At 67.8% G+C, this 18881-nt stretch carries 20 protein-coding genes; 11 read left to right on the plus strand and 9 right to left on the minus strand.

What is annotated here, in order from left to right; genetic code table 11:
• Positions 1-3: 3 nt before the first annotated feature.
• The gene (locus KLO01_RS07750; protein ID WP_147063855.1) at positions 4-612 is read left to right on the plus strand and encodes a hypothetical protein; all 609 of its coding nucleotides are present in this window, start codon (positions 4-6) and stop codon (positions 610-612) included.
• Here the strand turns inward: KLO01_RS07750 and KLO01_RS07755 are convergent.
• The gene (locus KLO01_RS07755) at positions 575-1546 is read right to left on the minus strand and encodes a diacylglycerol/lipid kinase family protein (RefSeq protein WP_147063857.1); all 972 of its coding nucleotides are present in this window, start codon (positions 1544-1546) and stop codon (positions 575-577) included. The two genes, KLO01_RS07750 and KLO01_RS07755, sit on opposite strands and share 38 nt — an antisense overlap.
• 59 nt (positions 1547-1605) lie before the next feature.
• Here KLO01_RS07755 and KLO01_RS07760 point away from each other — a divergent pair, with 59 nt between their 5' ends.
• Positions 1606-2397 carry a DUF1206 domain-containing protein gene (locus tag KLO01_RS07760; protein WP_147063859.1) on the plus strand — a complete coding sequence of 264 codons (792 nt, stop codon included), beginning with the start codon at positions 1606-1608 and terminating at the stop codon, positions 2395-2397.
• On the opposite strand, the gene KLO01_RS07765 is transcribed toward KLO01_RS07760, so the two are convergent.
• The 5 genes from KLO01_RS07765 to KLO01_RS07785 form a co-directional block, all read right to left on the minus strand.
• A complete protein-coding gene (locus tag KLO01_RS07765) occupies positions 2382-3086 on the minus strand; it encodes a phosphatase PAP2 family protein (RefSeq protein ID WP_147063861.1) in 705 nt (234 codons plus the stop codon). The genes KLO01_RS07760 and KLO01_RS07765 overlap by 16 nt on opposite strands.
• On the minus strand, positions 3086-3802 hold the full coding sequence (locus KLO01_RS07770; RefSeq protein ID WP_246136111.1) for a phosphatase PAP2 family protein: 717 nt from the start codon (positions 3800-3802) through the stop codon (positions 3086-3088). Before KLO01_RS07770 ends, KLO01_RS07765 begins: the two co-directional genes overlap by 1 nt.
• 53 nt (positions 3803-3855) lie before the next feature.
• On the minus strand, positions 3856-4278 hold the full coding sequence (locus KLO01_RS07775) for a hypothetical protein (protein WP_147063863.1): 423 nt from the start codon (positions 4276-4278) through the stop codon (positions 3856-3858).
• The gene (locus KLO01_RS07780) at positions 4275-5099 is read right to left on the minus strand and encodes a COG1361 family protein (RefSeq protein ID WP_186827962.1); all 825 of its coding nucleotides are present in this window, start codon (positions 5097-5099) and stop codon (positions 4275-4277) included. The genes KLO01_RS07775 and KLO01_RS07780 overlap by 4 nt, the downstream gene beginning before the upstream one ends.
• Positions 5100-5264: 165 nt before the next feature.
• The gene (locus KLO01_RS07785; RefSeq protein WP_147063867.1) at positions 5265-5675 is read right to left on the minus strand and encodes a nuclear transport factor 2 family protein; all 411 of its coding nucleotides are present in this window, start codon (positions 5673-5675) and stop codon (positions 5265-5267) included.
• Between the two features lie 253 nt (positions 5676-5928).
• On the opposite strand from KLO01_RS07785, the gene KLO01_RS07790 reads away from it, so the two are divergent.
• The 6 genes from KLO01_RS07790 (at position 5929) to KLO01_RS07815 (ending at position 12909) form a co-directional block, all read left to right on the plus strand.
• Positions 5929-6864, plus strand: coding sequence for a serine/threonine-protein kinase (locus tag KLO01_RS07790; protein ID WP_147063869.1), 936 nt, complete (start codon positions 5929-5931; stop codon positions 6862-6864).
• A gap of 97 nt (positions 6865-6961) precedes the next feature.
• Positions 6962-8200 (plus strand): NAD(P)/FAD-dependent oxidoreductase, encoded by a 1239-nt coding sequence (locus tag KLO01_RS07795; RefSeq protein WP_147063871.1) that lies wholly within the window; start codon positions 6962-6964, stop codon positions 8198-8200.
• Positions 8201-8323: 123 nt separating this feature from the next.
• Positions 8324-9109: a hypothetical protein gene (locus KLO01_RS07800; protein ID WP_147063873.1), complete on the plus strand. Its 786-nt coding sequence runs from the start codon at positions 8324-8326 to the stop codon at positions 9107-9109.
• Positions 9110-9543: 434 nt separating this feature from the next.
• Complete coding sequence (locus KLO01_RS07805) at positions 9544-10635, plus strand: helix-turn-helix domain-containing protein (RefSeq protein WP_222611952.1); 1092 nt, start codon at positions 9544-9546, stop codon at positions 10633-10635.
• On the plus strand, positions 10632-11177 hold the full coding sequence (locus tag KLO01_RS07810; RefSeq protein WP_147063875.1) for a hypothetical protein: 546 nt from the start codon (positions 10632-10634) through the stop codon (positions 11175-11177). The genes KLO01_RS07805 and KLO01_RS07810 overlap by 4 nt, the downstream gene beginning before the upstream one ends.
• Before the next feature lie 664 nt (positions 11178-11841).
• Positions 11842-12909 (plus strand): hypothetical protein, encoded by a 1068-nt coding sequence (locus tag KLO01_RS07815; protein WP_147063876.1) that lies wholly within the window; start codon positions 11842-11844, stop codon positions 12907-12909.
• A gap of 88 nt (positions 12910-12997) precedes the next feature.
• Here the strand turns inward: KLO01_RS07815 and KLO01_RS07820 are convergent, their stop codons facing one another.
• The gene (locus KLO01_RS07820; protein ID WP_147063878.1) at positions 12998-13531 is read right to left on the minus strand and encodes a DUF1990 domain-containing protein; all 534 of its coding nucleotides are present in this window, start codon (positions 13529-13531) and stop codon (positions 12998-13000) included.
• A gap of 87 nt (positions 13532-13618) precedes the next feature.
• Between KLO01_RS07820 and KLO01_RS07825 the strand changes: the two genes are divergently transcribed.
• Both KLO01_RS07825 and KLO01_RS07830 read left to right on the plus strand, forming a co-directional pair.
• On the plus strand, positions 13619-14155 hold the full coding sequence (locus tag KLO01_RS07825) for a hypothetical protein (RefSeq protein WP_147063880.1): 537 nt from the start codon (positions 13619-13621) through the stop codon (positions 14153-14155).
• 188 nt (positions 14156-14343) lie between these two features.
• Entirely contained in the window at positions 14344-15693 is a 1350-nt protein-coding gene (locus KLO01_RS07830; RefSeq protein ID WP_147063882.1) for an IS110 family RNA-guided transposase, read from the plus strand.
• Between the two features lie 429 nt (positions 15694-16122).
• On the opposite strand, the gene KLO01_RS07835 is transcribed toward KLO01_RS07830, so the two are convergent.
• On the minus strand, positions 16123-16689 hold the full coding sequence (locus KLO01_RS07835; protein ID WP_147063884.1) for a hypothetical protein: 567 nt from the start codon (positions 16687-16689) through the stop codon (positions 16123-16125).
• 71 nt (positions 16690-16760) lie between these two features.
• Positions 16761-17684, minus strand: a complete 924-nt coding sequence (locus tag KLO01_RS07840; RefSeq protein ID WP_147063886.1) for an MvdC/MvdD family ATP grasp protein — start codon at positions 17682-17684, stop codon at positions 16761-16763.
• An 861-nt stretch (positions 17685-18545) separates the two neighbouring features.
• Here KLO01_RS07840 and KLO01_RS07845 point away from each other — a divergent pair.
• Complete coding sequence (locus KLO01_RS07845; RefSeq protein WP_147063888.1) at positions 18546-18803, plus strand: hypothetical protein; 258 nt, start codon at positions 18546-18548, stop codon at positions 18801-18803.
• The last annotated feature ends 78 nt before the right edge of the window (positions 18804-18881 follow it).

Here is an 18881-nt window from a genome sequence, read left to right on the forward strand (position 1 = left end):
CCCATGCCTGACACCCGCGACACCGCACCCGCGCCCGACGGCACGGGGGGCGACGACCCGACCGGCACGACGGGCTCGACGGGTTCGAGCGAGCCGGTCGACAGCTCGGTCGTCGACGAGGCGACCGCGGCGGTCGAGCGCAAGGAGCTGTGGGTGGCGCGCGACCTCCTCGCCGCGCGGGTGCGCGAGGAGCGCGACGTGCCGGCACTGCGGCTGCTCGGCGAGGTCCACCACGGCATGGGGGACCTCCCGGCCGCGGGCGCCGCCTGGTTCGGCGCGGGCGTCAAGGGGCCGGAGGTCGAGGCGGCGGTCGAGGCCTGGCGCGCCTCGCACGGTGACGACTTCGCGGCGATGTGGCGCTCGCTTCCGCGATCGGTGCGTCAGGAGCCGCGCTCGAAGAAGGTCGAGGCCCTGCGGGCCAAGGCGCTCGAGGCCCGCGACGCCTCCGACGCGGCGGCCACGGCCGCCATCGGCACCCCGAGCTCGCCGCCGGAGTCGACAGGTGGCATCGACGCGGCCCAGATCATCGCGTGGGTCATCGCGGCGTTCGTCGTCGTCTGCGCGGTCGTCGGACTCATCGAGATCCTGCGCTGGATGGTCCCCGGGGGCTGACCCGCACCACCAGCGCTCCGGGCTCGACCACCAGCCGGAGCCGGGTCGCGACCCCGAGGAGGTCGCCGTCGGCCTCGACCTTCTGGGCCGGGTCCACCGAGACGACGACGTCGCGGCCCTGTCGGCGCTCGATGGACGGGCCGTCGTCGGTCTTCCCCCGCACGACCCGGGACGCCACACCCACCCACTGCGCGAGGCTCTGCGGGGTGATGGTCGCGACGTCGAGGAGCCCGTCGTCGAGGACGGCGTCGGGGAGCAGCTCGATCCCCCCGGTGAGGGTCCCGCAGTTCCCGACGACGATGGTCCGCGCGGTGACCGGCTCGATGGCCTGCGCGTCGAGCGCGACCGTCAGCTCGAAGCCGGGGCTGCGCAGGTTCCGGCTGGCGGACACGAGGTAGGCCGCCCAGCCCACCGTGTCCTTGAGGCCTTCGGGGGCGTCGTCCATGATCTCCGCATCGAAGCCCAGACCGGCCATCACCGTGAAGAGGTGCGCGTTGTCGGGACGGTCGGCGGCGGGCGTGGGGTGGTCGAGCTGCTCGGGCGTGGGGTCGAGCAGGAGCCAGCCGGCGTCGATGGTGCGCTCCTCCCCGGTGAGCGCCTGCCTGACGGCCTCCGCGAGGTCGTCCACCGGGGCGTCGACGTTGCGGGCCAGCAGGTTGCCGGTGCCGCCCGGCAGCAGGCCCAGCGGGACCCCCGTGCCCGCAAGGACCTGCGCGACCGCGCGGACCGTCCCGTCGCCGCCCAGGGCGCAGACCAGATCGGCGCCCCGGTCCAGCGCCTGGCGCGTCTGGCCGAAGCCCGGGTCGTCCTCGGTCGTCTCGACGAACGAGGGCGGAGCGTGCCCCGCTGCGGTCGCGGCGGACTCGACCGTGCGCCTCACCGCACCGAGGTCGTCGAACTTCGTCGGGTTGAGGATCACGACTGCTCCGGTCATGCGCTGACCGTACGCCCGCAGGGGCCTGTTGACCGGCGGTGCTGTGGGAGGCTGACGCCGTGAAGACCCCGGACTTCAAGACTGCGGCCCACGAGGCCGGCAACTCCACCATCGTCGAGCGGGGTGCCAGGCTGGGCTACGCGGTGAGTGGCCTGCTCCACCTCCTCATCGCCTACATCGCGCTCAAGGTCGCGTGGACCTCCGGCGGAGGCAGTGCCGACCAGTCCGGGGCCTTGGCGACGCTGGCCGGCAGCACCGGAGGCTCCTTCGTCCTGTGGGTCACGGTCGTCGGGCTCGTGCTGCTCGCCGTGTGGCAGCTCACGGAGGCGATCACCGGCGCCCACGGCGCCGAGGCTGCGGACCGGGCCAAGGCCGTGGGCAAGCTCGTGGTCTACGCCGCGCTGGCGTGGACCGCCCTGAAGTTCGCGACGGGCTCGTCCACCTCCAGCAGCGGGCAGACCGCGGACTTCACCGCCAGCCTCATGAGCCACGCGGGCGGCCGGCTCCTCGTCGGTGCCATCGGCCTGGGAGTCGTCGCGGTCGGTGCGTACCACGTCTACAAGGGGTGGAAGAAGAAGTTCCTCGAGGACCTCGTGGAGCATCCGGGCAACTGGGCCGTCCAGGCCGGGAGGGCCGGCTACGTCGCCAAGGGGGTCGCGCTGGTCGTCGTCGGCTTCCTGTTCCTCGTGGCCGCGGTCCGCCAGACGCCGTCGGAGGCCACGGGTCTGGACGGCGCGCTGCACACGCTGCGTGAGGCGCCTGCCGGCCCGATCCTGCTCACCCTCGTCGCCATCGGCCTGGCGGCCTTCGGCGTGTACTGCGGGGCCCGGGCGCGCTACGCGCGGGTCTGAGCGTCGCTGCGACCACGCCGGAGGTAGCCCCAGGCGAGCAGCGCGCTGAGCACGCCGTTGACCGCGCCCATCGCGACGTCGCTCGGGTGGTGCATCCCCCGGTAGAGACGAGCGAAGCCGACGAGGAACGGCGCGAGCCCGCACAGCACCATGACCACGACGCGCACGGCGGGCTGCCTGATGCGCGTGGCCATGAGCAGCAGGGAGAGGTAGAGGGCGGTCGACGCGCCCTCGTGGCCACTGGGATAGCTCGACGTCGGCGGGGCCGGGTCGAGGTGGCTGACCTCGGGTCGTGCCCGGCCGACGACGGCCGTCGCGATGACGAAGACCGTGGCCTGGATCGAGATCGCGAGGACCGGCACCACGGCATACCACCACTGCTTCGTACGCCACCACACGACGAGGGCCACGATCACCGCGACCCCGATGACGTACTCGGTGTTGCCGATGTGGGACCAGAACATCGTGATCGTGTTCCAGGTGGGTGTCCGGTCCGCCGCGAGGCTGCGGTTCGCCGACTCCTCCCGCGTCCCGAACGCCTTGAGGGGGCCACTGAGGAGCAGCCCGACGCCGACGATGAGCCCGAAGAGCACGAAGGCCGGGGCGATGGCGCGCAGGCCCGCGTCCTTGAGGGCGGAGCCGACCGACGGCGCGCTCTGGTCGTCGTCGTAGCGGGTGAGGAAGGGCATCAGGTGGGCTCCTTGCGGGTGGCGGAGTCGGGTTCGAGCGCGGGCGGGCGCCAGTCGACGTAGCCGGCATAGGAGGACAGCACGAGTCCGGCACCGAGCAGCACCCCGCCGACGACATCGGAGGGGAAGTGGACGCCGAGGAAGATGCGGTCGAGGCAGGTGACGAGGACGAAGAGGGCCGCGGCGACGACGGCGCCGACCCGGACGCCGGTGCGGCGCATGAGCGGCCAGAACAGCAGGACCATCGTGGTCGCCGCGATCGTCGCGTTGGCGGCGTGGCCGGAGGGGAAGGAGTAGCCGGGCGCGTGGGAGACGGGGTCGGCGACGATGGGGCGGGCGCGCTGGACGATGTACTTGACGTCGAGTGCGAGGTTCCAGCCGACCATCATCGTCACGAAGGCCCAGAGTGCGCGGGTCGTGAGCTGCCGGCGGCGCCAGGTCCACAGGCAGGCGAGCGCTGCGAGGACATAGAGGTTGGTGGGGTTGCTCAGCAGCTGCCACGTGAGCAGGAACTGCCGCAGGGCCGGGTGCTCCCTCGTGACGTCGGTCGCCGTGCGGATCGCCGACGTGTCCGCGCGGATGAGCGGGTCGAACTGGGAGCGCACGAGGAACGCGAGGGCCGTGACGACCACCGCCACGACGAGGCCGTAGACGACGGCGCGGCCGACTCGTCGGAGCCGGCTCCGAGCCGGTTGCACGGACTCTTCGCTGGTCACCGGGTTTGTCTATCAGAGGTTGAGTGCCCGCCACGGCCTACGGTTCGGGTGGTTCACGGTTGCCCGCAGGCGGTCGCGACCTGCTCGAGGAGCCGGGCCGAGAAGGCAGGGTCGCTCGTGACGCGCTTGTCGAACGCGGCCACCTGCTCGTCGGAGAGGCTGGGGTAGGCGGGAGCACCCTCGTAGGCGGCCGCGAGGTCGGCCGGGTCGTCGTAGACCGTGCCCTGCACCGTGCACAGGTGCGTGGCGGTCAGCCTGAGGAACTCGTCCTCGGCGCCGGGGGAGGTGCTCGCGCCCTGGGCCGACGCCGTCGTCGTCGGTGCCGACGCGTCGCTGCCGGAGGTGCTGGAGGTGCCGGAGCTGCCGGAGCTGCCGCAGGCCGCCAGCGAGACCAGGAGGGCGACGCCGACGAGCGCGCGGGTGGCCGTCCCGGCGACTGCGGCGTTTCTGGGGTTCACGGGGTTAACGGGGTTCACGGCACGACCTTGACGGTGACGGTGCCGGACAGGCTGCCGCCGGACCAGGTGGCCTTGACCGGGAGCTGGTAGGTGCCGGCCGGGCTGTCCTGGGGGTCGATGCGGACGCCGGCCGAGTCGGTGGCGCCGACAGGCAGGCTCGTGCCCTGTGACAGCCCGCCGAAGGCGCCGTCACCGGGGTAGACGACCTCGAAGCCGGCGGGCGGGGTGACCGTGACCCGGAAGGAGTCGAGTCCGGGAGCGTTGCCCTTGAAGGCGATCGCCACCCAGCTCGGGGCGCCCGACCTCACCTGCAGTGTCGGCGTCTGCAGCGTCACCGCAGGCCCGCTGCTCGGCGCGACCTGCAGGTTGATCGTCTCCTTGACCTTGCCGGAGTTCCCCGAGCAGTTGGTGACGTTCTTGACGACGAGGTTGTCGGACTTCTTGAGGACCGCCGAGTCCTTGAGGCGGGTGAAGGTCGCCTCGAACTCCACCGGGTAGGTGCCGGCGCTCGTGGGCGCGGTGAGCCTGAAGGCCGTGTAGTCGGAGTTGGTCTCAGCCAGCGCGCTGTTGATGTAGAGCGACGAGAAGCTGCCCGTGTTGGTCGGGTGCGTGACCGTGACGTCCTTGGACTTCGTGGTCACGCGCACGTCGCACATGTCGGTGCCGGCGGACCAGATCAGGCTGACCCAGCCCTGCTGGCCGACCTGGAACGAGGGCAGGGACCCCGTGAGGAGGGTGAGGTCGCCCTTGGTGTTGTTGGACGGGTCGTCACCGGGGTCCGAGGGATCGGCCGCTCGGGCGGCGAGCGGGGCGGCGGCGACGAGGGGCAGCAGGGCCAAGCTCGCCAGTGCTGCGAGGCGGCGGGGGCGACGGATACGCACGAGGTCTCCGGGACAGGAGGGGCAGGAGCTACAGGATAGGTGCGCACGCGCCGTTCGGCGCGGCGGAAGGAACCGAGGGCCTGCGTATGCCGTGGGCGCGCAGACGGTGTTCGTCGTGGGGTCTCAGGCCGGTGGCGTCGCAGCGCGCGCCGCGGCTTGGATGCGAGGGCACTCCTGCGCCATCGCGTCGGCGAGGGCCTTGGCGCCGGAGAGCGGGCGAACCATGACGGTGAACTCGGTGATGAGGCCGTCCTCGTTGGTCGTGATGAAGTCGCACCCGTTGACCGAGACCTCCCCCACCATCGCCTCGAACACGAGCGCGCTCCTGCTGCCCTCCTCGATGGTCGAGACGTAGCGGAAGTCGGTGAACACTCGGGCGACGCCGTCGAGGATCGCGGCCGTGATCGCCTTGCCGGGGTACGGCGTGAAGGCGACCGGGCTGGTGAACACGACGTCGTCGGCGAGCAGGGCGTCGACACCGTCGAGGGTGCCGGTGGCGATCGCGGACTCGACGAGCTCACGGAAGGCCTTCATGGGTGTTCTCCCTCAGCAGGGTGGGCTTCGTGCGGACGGGTCGAGTCTGCCCCCGGCGGTGTGCCGTGGACCTTGCGGCGCTCAGACAGGGGGCTCGTGATGTCCACGACAGGCCTGCGACCTGCGACAATGATGGTGTCGTCCCTCCGTCGTGGAGGGAACCCTCCCTGCTCAGGATTCTCGTGACCACCCCAAGCCCCTGCCTCCCGACGCCCGGCGCTGCCCCCGCCGCAGGCGCCACGGGACCCCGCTCGTGAACTACGGAAGCGGACTGCTGCTCAGCGACCGCTACCGCCTCGAGGACCTCATCGCCGAAGGTGGCATGGGTCAGATCTGGCGTGCCCTCGACGAGAGGCTGCAGCGACCCGTCGCCGTCAAGGTCCTGCGTCCCGGTGGAAGCGGCGACGAGACCTTCGTCGAGAGGTTCCGGGTCGAGGCGGTCAACTCCGCCGCGCTCCAGCACCCCAACATCGTCACCGTTCACGACTTCGGCGAGGGCGAGCACTCCGCCTTCCTCGTCATGGAGCTCATCGAGGGCCGGCCGCTCTCGACGGTCATCTCCGAGGAGGGCCCGTTGGCGCCCGACATGGCCACCGAGATCCTGCACCAGGCGGCGTCGGCCCTCCAGGCGGCCCACGAGGCCGGGGTCGTCCACCGCGACGTGAAGCCGGCGAACATCGTCGTCGACGACGACGGCTACGCGCGGCTGACCGACTTCGGCATCTCCAAGGCGATGTCGGGCTCTGCGCTCACCCAGACCGGCGAGATGCTCGGCACCGCCCACTACCTCGCGCCGGAGCAGGTCCAGGGCCGCCCGGCGACGCCCGCCAGCGACATCTATGCCCTGGCGGTCGTCGGGTTCGAGATGATCACCGGCGACCGTCCGTTCGCGGGTGAGTCGATGATCACCACGGCCCTCGCCCACGTTGGCCAGCCGGCGCCGGAGCTCCCGGACACCGTGCCCGAGCCCCTGCGGACCACCGTGCTGGCTGGTCTGGCCAAGCTGCCCGAGCAGCGACCCGCTGACGCTGCTGCCTTCGCCGCCGCCCTGCGGCTTCCGGCGGGGACCGCCCCCGAGCACCTCGTCGAGGGAGCCAAGTCCGCCGTCAGCCCCGTGGTGTCCGGTCTCCCCGACGGGATGTTCACGCCCTACCCGCCGTCCCGCGTCAACACCGCCCAGGACGCCTGACCCCTCGCGATCTGCGCCCTCGCCTGACCCCCGCCTGACCCTCACCTGTCCCGCGATCCGGGGGCCACGGCATACGCCACGTCTGAAAGGGTGAGACGTGAGCACGATCGTCATCGGTGGCGGGATCATCGGCCTGACCACGGCGTACCACCTCGCCCGTGAGGGACGACCGGTGACCGTCGTCGACGCTCGCACGTGCGGGCAGGGCGCGTCCGATGTCAACGCGGGGTGGGTGGTGCCTGCGGTGAGCGGGCCCGTGCCCGCGCCGGGCATGGTGCTGTCATCGCTCAAGTGGATGCTGCGCCGGGACAGCCCGCTGGCGATCAGGCCGTCGGTGCGGCCCGAGGTCGTGCGCTTCATGCTCGGCATGGCGCGGCACTCGAACGCGCGCGACTACCGCCGCGGGTTCGAGGCGCACCTGCGGCTGGCGGCCGGCAGCATGGAGATGTTCGACGAGTACCGCGCCGACGGGCTCGAGTTCGAGATGCAGGGCACCGGGCTGCTGCTGGCCTTCCTCGATGAGGCTCGTCTGGAGCACTACGCCGAGGACCTCGAGCTGGTTGCGGAGCACGGCATCGAGTCGCGTGTCCTGCACGGCGACGCCGTGCGTGAGCACGAGCCGCTGCTGACGGACCAGGTCAGTGGAGGAATCCACTTCCCGGGCGAGCGGTACGTCGACCCGGGGGCCCTGGTGTCGGCACTGTTGACACGACTGGCGGCTCTGGGGGTCGACGTCGTCGAGGACGCACCCATCGACGACGTGGTGGTGCGCGGGGACCGGGTCGTGGGCCTGTCCTCGCGTGGGCGGAGGTTCGAGAGCGACACCGTCGTGCTGGCAGCGGGGGCCTGGACCGGGGTGCTGTCGCGGCTGTTCGGCGAGCCGCTGCCGGTGCGGTCGGGCAAGGGGTACTCGATCGACGCGGCTCCGCTGGCGCTGCGCAGTGCCCTGAGTCTGTCGGAGGTCAAGGTGGCCGTCACGCCTCTCGACGGGCGGCTCAGGCTGGCAGGGACGATGGAGTTCGGCGGGCTGGACGAGACCGTCGATGCCAGGCGCGTCGCGGCGATCAGGCGGGGCCCGACGGCATACTTCCGCGGTTGGTCACCGGACGCACCGATGTCGGCGGCACGGGCCGGGATGCGGCCCGTCACCCCGGACGGGCTGCCCGTCATCGGTCGGCTGGGCCGGCTGGAGAACGCGTACGTCGCCACCGGGCACGGGATGCTCGGCGTGACGCTCGCTCCGGGCACCGCGGCGGCGCTGACCGAGCTGATTGTGCGCGGGGTGGCGGTGCCGGCGCTGGAGCTGTTCGGCACGGGCCGGTTCCGGCGGCGGTGACGGCGGCCCCGCCGCAGGAGCACGGCCCTCGACGGTGCCCAGGTGACGGCGTCATTGCCCGCTTCGCAAACCCCTCGAGCAAAGTGGGGTCGGAGCCGAGGTCCGCGCCCTAGTGTCTGGCCCATGGATTCCAGGGCTCGTGCCGGCGGGTGCCTGATGCTCGTCGCCATCGCGCTCTTCGCGTGGGCCGGCCTCGGCGTGGGTCAGAGCCGCCCGGGGGCACCTGTGATCCTGGCGAGTCTGCAGTACTTCACCAATCACCCCGAGCTGCCCGCCGAGATCTCGGTGGGCTACGTCCCGGGATCCTCGGAGGCCCTGCACGCCAGACTCAGTGTCGCGATCCCGGCCAATGCGCCCGCGAACTACACCTGGTTGCTCGCCGGTCACGGGGCGACGCGCTTCGTCCAGGCCGGCTCAGCCGGGGGTGTGCCGACGACTGAGGGATGCACGAACAGCTCGGCCGCTGGTCTGGGATCGGTGATCACGGGCAACCGGGAGGAAGCGACCTTCGTGGGGTCTGGTGAGGCGGCGACGGGCGACTTCGCGTGGGACGTCGACTTCCCGGACAACCACCCGATTCGCAGCTTCGAGTCGTACACCCTGAACCTGGGGTCGTTCGGGGGCTTTCCCGGGAGCGTGACGTGCGTCGACAAACCTGCGTTGGTTGCGGCCGGCACCTACGGCGTGACGCTGGAGCTGCCTGAGGGTGATGCGCTCACGCAGTGGAATCCGCCCCCGACGGTGGATCTCAAACGCTTCGTCACCTGGACCGCACCGACGACGTACGTCCAGGCCGTCGCCGATGACGCGTCGGGCAAGCGACTCAACCTTCTCTTCCAGGCGATCGCGGGGATCTTGGCAGCAGCTGGACTGGGCTTGCTCCTCCCCGCCTCATGGGTACGCGTGTAGAGGGCACCGTGTGTGGACGCCCGGTGGCCACTGGTGGCCAGGCCGGCTCAGCGGCTGGACATCTCCGCGACGGGGAGGGCCGGAAACACTCCACCGGAGGGCGCTCGCTGGTGAAAGTGCACCACGAGTGCCTTCCTGCCCGTCCCCAGCAGCGCTCGAAGAACTGAGATGGAGCCGGTGACGGGAATCGAACCCGCGTGTCCAGCTTGGGAATCTATTGAGACCACGCGCGAGCACGTGTCATACGCTCAATCGACTGCCCTCTACCGCCCCTCGTCGCCCCCTCCCTACCGTCACTTATGGTCCGTGCGTGGCCCGGCCTATAGGCGTCGCGCCTCCCAACCGCGCTGTCTCCCACATAGGACGGCCCGCTGCGGAGAAGACCTGGCCGAGCCTTCTTGGGAAAATCCCAAGAACAGGGTACGGTCTGGGTAATGGATGAGGGGATTGGTAAGCGCGTAGCCGATTCGATGCCCGAAGGTCTGCGGCAGATGGAACTCGCTGCTCGTGTCGGGATGACGCCGGACGCCCTGTCTCGCGCACTAAGCGGAGGGCGTGCGTTCTCATCGATTGAGATCGCTCAGGTCGCAGAAGTGCTATCGGCCGACTTGCACTGGCTGATCACGGGTGAGCCTGACCCGCACCGGCTGCTGGTGGCCGCTCGGCACACGTTCGATGCCGACTCGAAGACGCGCTCAGTGCCCAGCTGGCCGAGGGACTCTGAGGTCCTTGAAGACATCGGGATGATCTACCGACAAGCAACGGCTGCGATGGCGTCGTCGGAAGGTTCAACGCTTCCGACGTCTCCGGACGCGCTACGAACGGCTCTAGGTGAAGGTTTTGTTCGCCGGTTCGCTGATCTCCTCGAGGCGAATCTCGCAGTGGACGTGGTGCGTGTCGCCGGACTAACCACGGCCTACTCCTTCACGGTGAACCACCGAATGGTCATAGCCCTCCCGTCCACGGGCAACTGGTTCTGGGAGAACTGGTCGATGGCCCACGAGTACTGTCACCTTGCGAAGGGCCACCACGAGGCGGGTATCGCCGACGAGGCGGAGGCGAATGCCTTTGCTGCAGAGTTGCTTCTTCCAGCTGCCGCGATGAGGGAGATGGACTGGACGGAGGTCCAAGCCCCACAGCTTGCCACTCGGGTTTGGGACTGGGGCATATCGACGGATGCCCTTGCGAAGCGACTGCAGGCCCTGAACATCCCGCGGTCGCCTTTGGTCGATGGACTCCTCGGCAAGAAGACCCAGGCGCTGCTGCGTCACCACTGGAGGCAGCCTGAAACCGAGACAGGTGACGCCATCACACTTCGGATGGATGCTGCTGCCGCAAGGCGATTTCCCGTAACGGTCCAAGATGCGCACTTGGCGTTGATCGCAGATGGGCGCACACCCAAGACAGGCCTAGCGTGGATGCTCGGTGTGCCAGCCGACGACCTCGATGTCGAAGTTCCAGTCCCCGAAACCGTTGCGGTTGAGGATCTATTGGCCGATCTGCGGACGTCACCGGAGGGCTCTTGAGTCGGTTCTTCTTCGCCGACAACACGGTACTAGTTAATTTTGGCATCCTGGATCGGCTTGAGCTCCTGGGGAAGTTACTCAATGACAAAGGGCGCTGGTGCGCGACCGTCGCTCAAGAATGTGACGCCTCCGCGGGGGTTGAAGGGCTGGGGGTTCTGGGGAAAGCCGGGGCAGTCTTCGGCGAGCCGGAACGACCAACGCCGGCGGAACTGATCGATACGCGGGTATTGCGCGATCGCATGGCTTCGCCAGGAGATCATCGGTTCGCCCATCTCGGCGAGGCGGAGACTGTGGCGATCATGACGCGTCGGTTTGCGACAAGCTACTTCGTAACCGACGACGTAGGTGCAGCAACCATCGCCGCGGCCGAAGGTCTCAGAGTCCTGAACACCTGGGATCTGCTGCGTGCGTTAGTCCGCTCTGGTCTGTTGGCGCGCGAAGATCTTTGGACCGACCTCGAGGCGTTAACCAGCGCCGGCCGTGGCCGCCCTCCAGGTGTGTACGGCTACAAGTCATTCAGGACATGGGTCGACCCTGCTTAGACCTTGATGGTCCGCCGAGGACGGCGCGCCAGCGCCGCCCGCAGGCGGAACGGCGCGAAGCGGCGCCTTGATCCATAAGAGGTCATTTCAGCAACGGCTCCTGGGGAGCCCCGGTACTCCGTGGGGTGAAGTGAGGCCGTGACCGTGAGTCCCGATAGTGCATTGAGACCTGGCCGCGCGGACTGCGGCAATAGCGGACGTTCGAAGGGACCACGCGGCGCCTCTGACGCCCGTCCTTACCCGCTCCCCCAAGCGACCACAACAAGCAACAGAGCACCAGCCAGGACCAGGGAAGGCCCCGCGAAAAACCGGTCCACGAAACAGGGCGGAAGGTTCCATCCAAAGGGCCGTTGCCGGCCCTGTCAGCCTCTGAGCGAGAGATATCGCGAAGGACGCCGACGCCCAAGAAGAGGACCGCTGCGATCAAGACCGCATCCTGAACCGTCATCGCTTCGTTCCTCCTAGCCTCACTTGAAGATCGTACGTAACGCGGCAGTTGAGGCGCGCTTGCTAAATCGCCGCGGGCGGACCTCGTGCGTCGCACGAGCGGTACCAGCCTGAGTTCTAATGAGACCCGGGTGCCCGAGGCGGGACCACGGGTGCTTCCCGCATCACTGGTTTGGGGCGGAGCCGCGACCTTCGTGCAGTGGCGACAGGAGAAGACATGACAACTGAACCCTTCGAAGCAGCTTGGCACCGATGGGAGCGGGCGCGTGTCCACATGATCGAAGCCGTTGGTGTGTGGAACGACTTCATCGCCGATCACGACGCGTTCGACTTTTCCCTCGACGGCGACGGAACCGGCGTATATGTCCTGCGGGTCTTGCAACACCGACAGGTGCCCTCCGACCTGGCCCTCGCGCTGGGTGAATGGCTATACAACCTTCGCTCCTGCCTCGACTACGTCGTATGGGCGACGGCTTCCTACGTCGCCGGCCAGGTGCCCCCGCCGAACGAAGGAGTGCTGCAGTATCCGATCTACGACGAAGAATCCGCATGGAAGAAAAACCAGTACCGCCTCAAGGGACTCCATCCGCATCACCGGGAGATGCTCCTGACGATGCAACCGTTCAACAGCGACCCCGACGCGAACTACCTGGGCTGGATCAATCGACTCGCTCGTATAGACCGCCACCGAACGCTAGTCACGGGAGCCGCTCGCATCGCCCAACTCGATCCCGTCCTGCAAGTCCCGGACAAGGCTGAAACCAACCTGGAATGGGGTGAGCGAACCGTCGTCGACGGCCACGCGGACGTGCTGCGGGTGACAGTGCGGCCCTACCGGCCGGGCATGGATGTCAGGGTCAACCCCCGGGTCGGAATCGACCCAGAAATTGAAGAGTGGTCGCGCTCGCCCTTCTGGGCCCGATGGCCCTTCGACGATCGACTGAAGATGATTCAGGTGTTCGTCGCGGGTGAGATCGCAACGTATGAGTACGACTGCACCGGCGGCGGGCGCAAACCGGACATGGTGACGGAGGGCTTCCGTGCCGAGAGCGATGCCCGACGCGGCCCAGTCTCACGACTGGCTCGGAATCGCCGCCCAGTCGAATGGGAACCAGCCAGGCCCGCCAAGCGCAGCACGCGTGAGCGGTTCGAAGGGGTCGACTTCCCCTCCCACGGGGCCGGTCCCAAGGACGCAGCCGCGCCGCGAACGGGACAGTCATCTGACAACGGGTGGACTCGCTCCCAGCGCCGGCTATGCCATTGGCCCTGTCGGTGTGCATGTTGAGGCGTTCCTACCGAACCCCGCCCGTCAGCGGCGCGCGCCGATAGCGCAGTTCGCGGTCGCAGCGCTCTACGCGGCAATTGCGGACGTTCTACAGGCGGTCCAAAGCCTTGAGGTAGCGCTGCGTCATGAAGCTCTGAGCGGCTCGGCTGATCGGGCCGCCGAGTTTGGCCAGAGGGGAGGAAGGCCTGGAATACGCGGTGATAGTGAACAAGATGCGACCGTCTTCGATCTCTTCGAGTAGGAACCGTTCTTCGCCGGCCTCTGGGTGACCATGGAGAGTGCCGTAGGCGAAGCCTCGGCGCCTCTCCTCGTCGATGACATCGACCACGCGACAGGGGATCCTCAGCGAGATGGCCCCCAGTCCCCACCGCATCAGCACGACGGTGTCTTGATGCAAAGGGACGTCCGAGGCCTCCACCTGTAGCCCAGCCCTCGAATGCATCCGCCATGAGAAGAGATCTCGCCCAGCGGCGTTGAAGTCGCGACGCGCCAGGTTGACGGAGCGATTCAGGTACTCGTATCCCGGCGGTGCGTCGGCCTCGGGACCCTCGCGGGGGGTGTACGACAACGGGGCCGCGCGTAGTTCGGAAGCGCGCTGTTCATCGAGGACGCGCACTGTCATGCCCCCATCATTGCCCGACCGCGGTGCACACACCATCCCCGGCATGTCCGGAAGCCTTCCTTCCAGCGGTCTGCGAGCATCGCCACCGTGGTGACCACTTGGCGCAACCGGGCGAACATGCTCAGCGGATGCCTGCTGGGATACGGGCTGTTCCTGTTCCTGTCCTATCTGGATCTACTGCACGCGTATACCTCGCCACAGTCCAGCGATGATGCCGGTCTAGATGGAGAGCTGGTGGCAATCCACTTGTTATTTGCGGGGTTGAGCGTGGGTGGTTTCGCGCTGTGGGCAGTGCCGCATGTGCGCACGGGCCCTGGGGTGGTGCAGGTCATCAACCCCTTGACGAGGTGGGTACTGCCACCGGAGTGTCTCGAGACTTTGCGTGAGGGAATCATGTTTCCTCGGCTGAAGTTCGGAGACCGCGTCGTTCGTCTTTGGGGTCTAGAGCGCAGCGTGGCTGACCATCTGCGAGGACACATTGTCGTGCCCGTCGTAGAGCCCCCTCACAACAATGCCCCAGCCGTTGAGTACGGCGTCAAACGATCCCTGCGTCCTGGCCTCATCTTGCTGGCGTGCCTTTGGATTGCGATCACGTTGGCCGGGCTGCTCGGCGCGACGGGCTGACGTACTCCCTTCATCATCGAAAGCGGCCGATTGGTTCCTGCGGCTGGCGCTAGGGGACTGCCGAACTCGGGCGGTCGCACCCCATCAGCGGCATAGGAAGACGTTGAGCGTCTTCGGTCTGGCGTGGCGAACGTCCTCCTGATGCGCTTGTCGGGCTTGGTGTCCCAAAGAGCAGAAGGAGGACGTTCATGAGCAACGGTAGTAGTGGTGTCTCTCGAGGAGACCGGAACCGGAACGCGAGGTTGACTCGGCTGCGGGCGGCGGTGCCGGTGGGCCATGCGATCGTCGGGATCGACCTGGCTGACCGCAAGCAGATGGTCGTGGTCACCGATCACGACTCGAAGGTGCTGGCGCGGCGCACGTTTCGGGTCAAGGCGTGGGACCTCGGGGCCGCCCTGGACTGGGCCGCCGAGCGGGCCGCGAAGGCCGGGTTCGAGGGGGCGACGGTGGCGTGCGAGCCGACCGGTCACCGGTGGCAGGTCCTGGGCCAGCTCGCCGCGGACCGCGGTATGCCGTTCGTGTGCGTGCAGCCCGCCGCGTCCGCGTATGCCCGACGCAGTGAGGACCTGACCTTGGACAAGACCGACGATAAGGACGCGGTCCTCATCGCCCGCCTGACCGCGCAGCTGATCTGCTATCTGCCCGAGCCACTCGATGAGACCTGGGCCCGGCTGCGCCACCTTGGAGCCCGCCGCGAGCAGCTGATCGAGGAACACGTGGCGTGCGTGCAGCAGGTCCGTGACCTCCTTGAGTGCGTGTGGCCGGCCGTCCTTGACGCGGCGAAGCAGCCGTTCAAGTCGACCACGTGGGTCGCCGCATTGACCGTCGTCGTTGGCCGCGACGGCGGGGACCTGTCCCGTACCCGACGCCTGGGGCCGGCCCGGTTCGAGGCCGCGGTGCGCCGCGAGGTCGCCCGCCGCGGCAAGGCCCGCCCCTGCCTGCGCATCGTGCACCGCCTGTTCATCGCGCTCACCGACCCCGCGGGGGTCAGCACCCAGCGAGTAGCGATCTTCGAACGCATCGCGTGGGTCCTGCAGGACTGGGACCACGCCCGTTCGCGCCTGGTCGACGTCGAGGCACGGATGGTCACCGTCTTGGACCTGCTCGGCCTCACCGTCCTCGCCACCTCGATCGATGGGCTGTCCCCGGTCGGGGCCGCCGCGATCCTCGCCGAGACCGGCGACCTGACCCGGTTCACCTCCGCCCGCGCCGTGGTCAAGCACGCCGGCCTGGCACCCAGAGAACGCAAGTCCGGTGCCTTCACCGGACGTGCCCGCTTGTCCGGCGCCGGACGGCCACGGCTGCGCGTCGCCGCGTGGCGGGCAGTGTGGGGATGCCTGCAGACCAACCGCGTGTACGCCGCCCGCTACCGACACCTCACCACCCGCGAAAGCAACCGGCTCACCCCCACCCAGGCCCAGACCGCCGTCGCCGGCGCCATCCTGCGCCAGCTCCACTACGTCATCACCCACCAGCAAGCGTGGGACCCCGCGGTCGCCGCGCACGGCACCCGTCAACTGGAGGTCGCTGCCGCATAGACCGATTCGAGACATTCAGCACCTCAGACTGACGCGTCCCAAAGGCTGGGGCGGGGCGAGCCTTCCGCGGCATCGAGAACCACGACCGGTATCTCGTCGCTCATCACAGGCCGCCCCGTCCCGTCGTCGACACAACCCGATCACACGCTGCCGAGCCCACCTCGATTAGCTATGCAGGGACGACGACGGAGACACCGGGCACCCGCCCACCCTTGACGCTAAACACCTCACGCTGATGAGCGGGCTTTGTGTAAGCCGGTGGCGCGGCGCTGCTCGGCTGAGGAAAGTGGTGAGTGTTCGGGGCTGGTTCAGTCCGGCACGCTTCGGATGTAGGCACACCGCGCGAACTCAGACTCGTGCACGGGCTCCACTGTCTGCGCGCGGACCCACGCTCCCGCGGGCGACTTGGAGAGTCAAAGGCGAACTGAACTAGTACCCCACCATTTTCGCGACGAGTGCTACGAGGAACAACACCAGGGATACGAACGTGTCACGGAAACTCACGTAGACCAGATTCTGAAGACGGACTCCGACGTGCTCATTCGCAACGACGACAGCGACCATCTCCTCCGCAGCGGAACCGTCACGAACACTCGAGTGGCCGAGCACCTGCCGCTCCATCGGAGCTTGGACAAGACATGCCGCCACCGCGGCTGAGACCAAATACACGATAGAAGCGAAGAGCAAGCAGCGCGCGACAAGGCGGCTGTCTGTCTGCGTAGCGATCCCCGCCCCCACGATCGCGTCGGCAGCCAGGAGGGCAGCCGCTTTCGTTGCGAGCCCGTTGAGTCGGTCATTCTCGAACTGCCACAAGGCAATGGCCGCATTAATGTCGCTGTCGGCTGGCTGACTTCGTGGATCCCCAGCCGAAATGCCACTGGTCGACACACCATTCTTGGGTAATCCCTTATTGAGCAGCAGCGCGTGCCCGATTTGGGGTACGAGACGAAGCCGCAGGATCCATCGAGCGGTTCTGCCCATCGAACGGACGAACACGAGCGAGTACCGTCTCCACCTGCTGTTCCTCGCTTGGGGTGATGGCCGGCGAGGGCGCCGCAGTGGCTTTCTCACGAAGAGTCCCCGATGAGCCAATTCGCGATGGCATCGGCTACTCCGAGCTTCAAAGGCCGATCGGCAAAAGCGAACTCCCCAGCTTGGTTGCACTCAAGGAACCACCAGGTGCGGTCGTCGATTGCGAAGTCGAACGCACCGTAGGCGAGACCGAACGCGTTTATGTAGGCGCGGCATCCCTCGATGATGGGAGCCGGTGGGGTGCAGGGACTCCACCGGGCGTCCTTGGAGCCGAGGCGCCAGTCGGGACCATCCACTTGCGTACTTGCTGCAGCTGCGAACTCACCGACGATGAAGATGCGAACGTCCGTTCGGGGGTGGATCGACTGCTGAACGACGACGGGCTGCGAAGCCCAGTCCGCATCGCCCAAGGCGAGGGCATCGTTGAGCGGCGTCGTAAACATGAACGCCGAGTTGGAGAACGGAAAGTAAGCCGATGCGACGGCTTTCACGATGCAGCTCCCCACTTCAGATTGGAGTAGTAGAGCGTCGGCACGGTTGTTCGTTACCAACGTGCGCGGAACGGCAAGCCCAACTCGGCTCGCCACACGCAACTGGGCGAGCTTATTCTCGGCGCGACGTGAGGGCCAAAGCGGGTTCATCCAACGGGTTGGTTCATATTCGGCCAGGTCTGCTAGCCATGTCCGCCACTGCTCACGGGCGACGAGAAAGTCGTCTACCAAAGGGACCGACTGGGTGACAGTCGGTTCTGGAAGGAACTGTCGAAGCCAGACAGAACGGTAGTCAGCTGTGACAGGGCAGGCGTCCGGGCGCCACTGGATGTTCGGGCGGCCTTCGGTGTTCCACCGCTCGACCGCGACCCCGCGCTCGTTGATGCAGTTGATGACCGTGTCTGCGGCGAAATCGCGTTCGTTCGTGAGAATCAAGATGGGGCTTGCGAGCCCGTTGGCGTTGCTCACTGACCTTTCTGATCCTCACCTGTCTCGAGATCGCACTTCTTCGTCTGGCTCACGCGCGTGGACTCGTAGCTCGGCATCCACGTGCCCGAGTCTGGGTCTTGGACGAACGTGATCTTCTGCTCGACGTCGTACCGAACAGGGACCGGGTCCGTCGCAGTACGGCTTGAAGACAATTTGCGGAGCAGCATCTGGCTTCCCTTTCGCGGTTCTTGGACCAATCTATATGGGTGAGTTAGCTGAACCGATTGCGCCGCGGCCGAAGCCATGGAGCGACTCGCGCCGGCGCGGGCTACTAAACATGCAGTCCTAACCGTGACCGGCGGGAGCGGGGCCGTTACGTGCTCAGCCCGGTCGGGGCGGATAGCACCGGTGACGACTACTGCACGTCCCATGGGTCCAACTGGTGGGCAGCGGAGTCGTCCCGCACATCGGCAGATCCGGACTAGTTTGCCCGGGTGCGGTTCGGGAAGTGCTCAGGCGGCTGCGCACGCTTTTGCACTGACCCAAACCGAGCGGTCGCGGTGGTGCCCGGCTGCGATGCCGATACGGAACCCAGCCCCACGGGTCTGAGAACTTGAGTTCCAGGAACCGGCGCGGCAGGGGCTTACGGAAACCAGCCACGCGCGTTCACCCCCGTCCTCGTCCTCGGCGTCTGAGGGGCGAGCCCCTGCGAGTCGAAGCCCGGACGCGAACGCGAACGGCATTCCACTGCCGGCCACGCCCAGCACAGCGGCCGGCGACGCGAGCCGCGCCAGGTTCCTTCAAGAGTTGGTAAAGGATCCGGTTCCAACTGGATGCACTGCATGACCCGCTGCGCAATGGCTGTGGAGGAACACGCCTCCACGGATGCAAGGGGACACCATGCACACCATCGTCAGCACGCTCGTCGCCGCGCCCGGTGACACCACCAACCTGCAGGACTGGATCAAGAGCAACATCATCCCGCTGCTGCTCCTCCTTATCGCGGTCATGCTCTTCGTTGTCGCCCAGCGCGGTGACAACGCCAAGGCCATGCGCGTCGTCGGCGGGGTCGTCATCGCCCTTGCCGTTCTCGGACTCGCGACCAGCGGCCAGGCCGGCGCGGTCGGCACGTGGCTCGCAAGCCTCGTGACGGGTTGAGCCATGCGACTGCCCGTCGACGACGAGATCTACAACGTCAACGCAGTCTGGCTTGGCCCGCCGGGGCGCACCCTGCCG

The organism is Knoellia locipacati (assembly GCF_007992835.1).
Taxonomy (GTDB): domain Bacteria; phylum Actinomycetota; class Actinomycetes; order Actinomycetales; family Dermatophilaceae; genus Knoellia; species Knoellia locipacati.

What these genes read in the sequence shown, in the direction of transcription:
- KLO01_RS07765 (WP_147063861.1), bottom strand. Translation starts at nt 3,086, where the DNA reads ATGCCCTTCCTCACCCGCTACGACGACGACCAGAGCGCGCCGTCGGTC.
- KLO01_RS07815 (WP_147063876.1), top strand. Translation starts at nt 11,842, where the DNA reads ATGACAACTGAACCCTTCGAAGCAGCTTGGCACCGATGGGAGCGGGCG.
- KLO01_RS07820 (WP_147063878.1), bottom strand. Translation starts at nt 13,531, where the DNA reads ATGACAGTGCGCGTCCTCGATGAACAGCGCGCTTCCGAACTACGCGCG.
- KLO01_RS07785 (WP_147063867.1), bottom strand. Translation starts at nt 5,675, where the DNA reads ATGAAGGCCTTCCGTGAGCTCGTCGAGTCCGCGATCGCCACCGGCACC.
- KLO01_RS07845 (WP_147063888.1), top strand. Translation starts at nt 18,546, where the DNA reads ATGCACACCATCGTCAGCACGCTCGTCGCCGCGCCCGGTGACACCACC.
- KLO01_RS07830 (WP_147063882.1), top strand. Translation starts at nt 14,344, where the DNA reads ATGAGCAACGGTAGTAGTGGTGTCTCTCGAGGAGACCGGAACCGGAAC.
- KLO01_RS07800 (WP_147063873.1), top strand. Translation starts at nt 8,324, where the DNA reads ATGGATTCCAGGGCTCGTGCCGGCGGGTGCCTGATGCTCGTCGCCATC.
- KLO01_RS07805 (WP_222611952.1), top strand. Translation starts at nt 9,544, where the DNA reads ATGGATGAGGGGATTGGTAAGCGCGTAGCCGATTCGATGCCCGAAGGT.
- KLO01_RS07755 (WP_147063857.1), bottom strand. Translation starts at nt 1,546, where the DNA reads ATGACCGGAGCAGTCGTGATCCTCAACCCGACGAAGTTCGACGACCTC.
- KLO01_RS07750 (WP_147063855.1), top strand. Translation starts at nt 4, where the DNA reads ATGCCTGACACCCGCGACACCGCACCCGCGCCCGACGGCACGGGGGGC.